This window comes from Mesorhizobium sp. M7A.F.Ca.CA.003.01.2.1 (assembly GCF_003998945.1).
In the GTDB taxonomy this organism is placed as follows: Bacteria; Pseudomonadota; Alphaproteobacteria; order Rhizobiales; family Rhizobiaceae; genus Mesorhizobium; species Mesorhizobium ciceri.
Map to the genome: position 1 here is coordinate 1 of NZ_RZRA01000571.1, position 3,695 is coordinate 3,695.

Here is a 3,695-nt window from a genome sequence, read left to right on the forward strand (position 1 = left end):
GCCGAGCCGGAACCCGCTGAATACGTCAAGATTTGCGACGTCTACGGCGCTGGCTACTTCTACATCCCCGGCACCGAGACCTGCCTGCGCATCGGCGGCTATATCCGTTATGACATCGGTGGCGGCGACGTCGGCTCGTTCGATGGTGCAAGAAGCGCAGATCATCAGGACATCGGTGAGAGCAACGACACCTGGCGCAAGAGAGCCCGCTTCACGCTGAAGACCTGGACCGGTCAGGAAACCGAACTCGGCACCTTGAAGACCTACACCGAGACCCGCTTCAATTTCAGCAACACCCAACGCGATACGAGCCCGTTCATCAATGCTGCTGGCAACGAGCCTGTTTCGCTGAACTTCGCCTGGATCCAGCTCGGTGGCCTGCGCGTCGGTAAGGACGAATCGGCCTTCGATACGTTCGTCGGCTACGCCGGCAACGTCATCCAGGATACGCTGGTTCCCTATGGCGGCTTCGACACCAACGTCATCCAGTATTACTTCGATGCTGGCAACGGCTTCTCGGCTGTGGTTTCACTCGAAGAAGGCTATGGCGCCTACACGATCGACAGCTATGTTCCGCATGTCGTCGGCGGTGTGAAGTGGACGCAGGGCTGGGGTGCAATCACCGGCGTTGTTTCGTATGACAGCAACTACGAAGAAGTCGCCACCAAGGTTCGCTTGGACGTGAACGCGACGAACGAGCTGACGCTGTTCATCATGGGCGGTTACGGCACCGACGACAACTACACCGACGCAAGCTTGAATTTCCCTGCTGGTGGTCGCGGCATGTACAAGCAGTGGAGCGGCAATTGGGCACTGTGGGGCGGTGGCACCTACAAGTTCAACGAGAAGACCTCGTTCAACGCTCAGGTGTCATATGACGAGGGCAAGAACCTCGGCATCGCGGCGAACATCGCCTACGACGTGGTTCCTGGCTTCACGGTTACGGCCGAAGTCGATTACCTTAATGTCGGCAACGACACCGTGTCCAACTGGACCCATGCCGACAAGAAGAGCAACATCGGCGGTATCCTCCGCTTCCAGCGCTCGTTCTAAGGGCTGGTTCCTTACAGGTGAAATCCAGCCCGGGCGCGCAAACGCCCGGGCTGTTTTTGTTTCGTGACTGGATCAAGGCAAACGGAAGGATGGGGGTAACGGTAGCTGAATAAATCCGTGGGGTGGTTTCGTGGGATCCGCTGATGGGCGGATGAAATCACAACTGCGTGATTAAAATCTCTTGAAAGGACGCTTCCAAGCGGGTAGGGCTGACCTATCCCACTCGGGGGTGTGGCAAATGATGACGAACGAAGCGATTCAAGAGGGCGAGTCCTCTGATCATTTTTCGATGTTTTCTTCTCAAAGTCCGAAGATTCGATACACCTACAACAAGATTAGAGAAGTAAAATCGCATCGGGTCGGAGATCTTTTTTCAGCATATCGGGACATATTATGGGATGATGGGCGGCATAAGTATAATGTCAGCTCGTTCATCGGCGAAATAGACGAGATTCTCCTTGGTGAGCGTTTCAGCGCCTTTGACCAAAGTACCCTGGACAACCTTATCGGCACCCTGCGCCAGCGCGGCAACAGCAACGCAACCATCAATCGAAAGATGGCTGCCCTCAGCAAACTGCTGCGCAAGGCTCACAAGATGGGAGATATCCACAGCCTGCCCGAGTTCCGCCGCCAGAAGGAGCGGGCGGGTCGGATTCGCTTCCTCGAAAGGGACGAAGAGGCGCGCCTGTTCGCCGCCATCAAGAGCCGCAGCGAGGATGCCTACAGGCTTTCCGTTTTCCTGGTCGACACCGGATGCCGTCTCGGCGAGGCGCTTGGGCTGATCTGGAACGATATCCAGGAGCATCGCGTCTCCTTCTGGATCACCAAATCCGGCCGCAGCCGCACCATTCCGATGACCGAGCGGGTCAAGGAGGTCATCAAGCTGCCTCCCACCGAGGGTCGTCGGCCCAAAGGACCGTTCACCAAGCTCAGCCAGGCACAGTTCCGTGCCATCTGGAACGACGCGAAGGCCGAAGTCGGCCTCGGCGCCGACGATCAGGTGGTGCCGCACATATTGCGCCATACCTGCGCCTCGCGTCTTGTCCAGGGCGGCATCGACATCAGGCGCGTGCAGATGTGGCTCGGCCACCAAACGCTGTCGATGACGATGCGCTACGCGCATCTGGCCACCAACGATCTCGATGGCTGTGTCATCGTGCTGGAAACGCCTCGATCGACTCAGCCGGGCGGCAATTGCGCTGAAGGCCCCATGTTTTCTTCGCCCGTGACGACGCCTTCGTCGCCGACGGCAGAGCGGAAAAAGAGGGACGGGGCAGCCGCCGCCGCTAAGGAGTCGCCGAAAGCGACTCGGAAAAGTTCAAAAGCCAAGTAGGCTGAAGAAACTTGCCTATACTATCATAGCTATCCCGTGACCTTGTTCGGTCATGGGATTTACTTCAGGATATTCTTCCGCTCGGCCTGATCGAGAAAAGCGCCTATGTCGCCCGGTAGGCTGCCGGTCTCGAGGAACGGCGCATGGCCCTGACCCTCGACGGTGATCGTCTCCATCATGGAATGGCGCTCTCTCATCTGCTTGAGCGTGTCTGTGGACAGCAATCTCGAATTAACGCCCCGTATGGTGAGCAGAGGAATCGCGGCCAACGCCTCGAATTGCGGCCATAGGTCAGGCAGCTTCTGCGTCAGATCGAGACTGGCAACGGTATCCACCAGCTTCGGATCGAAATCCGGCACCAGCCCACCATCCGTTTCGCGGTAGAGAGCCCATACCATCCGATCCCAATCGGCGCCGGCAAGAGCGGAGAAGTCTTCGCCATGCACGCTGCGCTGGGCGGCCGCCGCCTGTGTGCGGGTTTTCGGTGCCGGGTCGCGCTCGAGATAAGACTGGATATGGGCAAGTCCGGCCGTCTCGATCATCGGTCCGATGTCGTTGAAAACAATGGCTTTCAGGACGGATGGCCGCATCGTCCCGAGCACATGGATGATCAATCCCCCGCGCGAGGTGCCGATGAAGGCCGCTTCTCCGATGTTCAGCGCCGCCAGCCCGGCGAGAATGTCGCCGGCCTCCACGCCGACATTGTAATTTTTGACGTCGGGATCATAAGCTGACTGCCCGCGCCCGCGGTAGTCGAAGGCGATGACCTTTCGTGGAGTTGCCGCATGCGTCGACAGATAGAGCGCCAGCTCGTGAAAATCCCTGGCATTGCGGGTCAGGCCAGGCAGGCAGACAACCGGCCAGGGTCCGGAATTGGCCTCGCCATAGACGCGCGCATGGAGTTTTAACCCGTCCGGTGCGCTGTAGAAGAAGTCGGAAAAAAGCTGCTCGCTTGCCATCGGAATGTGCGACCTCGCTGTATCAATCTGGACAGCTACAGGCGAGGGCAGGGATGGTCAATAAAAGGCGCTCTTGCCTTCTCCCACAAGTGGAGAAGGACAGAAAGGCTCAACTCCGCCCGTTCACCAGATCCCCGACAATGTCGTATTCGCCGGAAATACGCATCTTGTAGACCTCGTAATTCTCCATCACTCGCTGAACGTAACTTCTTGTTTCCGTGTAGGGAATCCGCTCGATCCAGTCGACGACCGCGTCGATGTCCTTGCCGCGCGGGTCGCCATATCTGCCCACCCACTGCCTGGCCCGGTTGGGGCCGGCATTGTAGCCGGCGAAGGTCAGCACGTAGGAG

3 protein-coding genes and 1 pseudogene are annotated in these 3,695 nt (G+C 58.3%); 2 read left to right on the forward strand and 2 right to left on the reverse strand.

Annotation, left to right across the window (positions count from 1 at the left end):
- On the forward strand, positions 1-1,053 hold a 1,053-nt coding region (locus EN969_RS21275), incomplete at its 5' end, for a porin (RefSeq protein WP_164758396.1).
- 238 nt (positions 1,054-1,291) lie between these two features.
- The gene (locus tag EN969_RS21280) at positions 1,292-2,386 is read left to right on the forward strand and encodes a site-specific integrase (protein WP_013532598.1); all 1,095 of its coding nucleotides are present in this window, start codon (positions 1,292-1,294) and stop codon (positions 2,384-2,386) included.
- Positions 2,387-2,445: 59 nt separating this feature from the next.
- Here the strand turns inward: EN969_RS21280 and EN969_RS21285 are convergent, their stop codons facing one another.
- Together EN969_RS21285 and EN969_RS21290 are read right to left on the reverse strand one after the other, a co-directional pair.
- On the reverse strand, positions 2,446-3,345 hold the full coding sequence (locus EN969_RS21285) for an alpha/beta hydrolase (RefSeq protein WP_013532597.1): 900 nt from the start codon (positions 3,343-3,345) through the stop codon (positions 2,446-2,448).
- 109 nt (positions 3,346-3,454) lie between these two features.
- Positions 3,455-3,695, reverse strand: a pseudogene (locus EN969_RS21290) (lytic transglycosylase domain-containing protein); the annotation flags it as partial.

Coding starts and splice junctions, on each gene's coding strand:
- EN969_RS21280 (WP_013532598.1), top strand. CDS start 1,292: ATGATGACGAACGAAGCGATTCAAGAGGGCGAGTCCTCTGATCATTTT.
- EN969_RS21285 (WP_013532597.1), bottom strand. CDS start 3,345: ATGGCAAGCGAGCAGCTTTTTTCCGACTTCTTCTACAGCGCACCGGAC.